This is a genomic window from Micromonospora sp. NPDC005173 (assembly GCF_040608515.1).
Taxonomy (GTDB): Bacteria; Actinomycetota; Actinomycetes; order Mycobacteriales; family Micromonosporaceae; genus Micromonospora.
On sequence record NZ_JBEXIK010000109.1, the window covers coordinates 1 to 1,379 of the forward strand.

Annotated in this window: 1 protein-coding gene; it reads left to right on the top strand. The window is 69.3% G+C overall.

The genetic code is table 11. The features are described from left to right. Positions 1–201 precede the first annotated feature (201 nt). On the top strand, positions 202–1,379 hold a 1,178-nt coding region (locus tag ABZV00_RS37795), incomplete at its 3' end, for an IS701 family transposase (protein ID WP_355615462.1).

Sequence of the window (1,379 nt, forward strand, 5' to 3'; positions counted from 1 at the left end):
GTTGAGCAGGATGTAGCCGTGGCCCTCACCTAGTACTCCAGCCGGGGTTGTTGACCTTGGCTGAGCTGTGGCTCGGTGCGGTGTGGGAACGAGGGCAGCCACCGTCGATCATGGACGGTTGTGTGGACTGACCATGACGCAGCGGTGGCTGCCGGATACAGGGTAGACGCCCGACGGTGGCGGGTGTTGTTCGACGACCTGATGCTGACTGTCGGGCAACGTTTCCGCAGGCCGGAACCCCGGCGGCGGATGCGTGACTTCGTCCGCGGCTTGCTGGCGCCTCTGCCACGGAAGAACTGCTGGACCATCGCCGAGCACGCCGGGGACGCCGGCCCGGACGGGATGCAGGACCTGCTGACCCGGGTGAAGTGGGACGACGCCGCGGTCCGTGTCGACGTCCGCGCGTTCGTCGGGCACCACCTCGGCGAGGCTGACGCCGTGCTGGTCATCGACGAGACCGGTGACCTGAAGAAGGGCCGGCACACCGTCGGCGTGCAGCGGCAGTATTCAGGCACGGCCGGGAAAATCGAGAACTGCCAGCTCGCCGTGCATCTCGTCTACGCCACCAACGCTGGTCACGCGATGCTCGACGCGGCCCTCTACCTACCGAAATCCTGGTGCGACGACCCCGAGCGCCGAGCCGAGGCCGGCATCCCGGATACCGTGCGGTTCGCGACCAAGCCGCAACTGGCAGCCAGGATGATCGAGGCCGCGGTCACCGCCGGGCTGCCGTGCCGATGGGCAGCCGGCGACGAGGCCTACGGCAACGATCCGCGCCTGGCCACCCGGCTCCGCACGCTGCGACTGGGCTACGTCCTGGCCGTGGCCTGCTCGCATCAGGTGACCACCGGCATCGGCACCTACCGCGTCGACGCGCTGGCCGCAGGGCTTCCCGCCACCGCGTGGCAGCGCATGTCCGCCGGCCCGGGCGCGAAAGGCTACCGCTACTACGACTGGTCCTTCACCGCCCTGCCACACGCCGCCGACGAGCACGGCGGTCACCACTGGCTGTTGATCCGCCGCAACCGCAGGACCGGTGAGCTGGCCTTCTACCGCTGCTGGTCACCCGAACCCGCCGCGCTGCACACGCTCGTCGCGGTCGCCGGCCGCCGCTGGAAGATCGAAGAATCGTTCCAAGCCGCGAAGACGGGACTCGGCCTGGACCAGCACCAGAATCGCCGCTGGACCTCCTGGCACCGCTGGACCACCCTCGCGATCCTCGCCCACGCCTTCCTCGCCGCCGCGACCGCCAGTCACCGCCACCGCTACAACCCGGGTGGGCTGATCCCGCTGACCGTCAACGAGCTACGCCACCTGTTCCACATCCTGATCATCGAACCCACCCGCCGCCGCACCGACCCGCTGCTCTGGTCCATCCG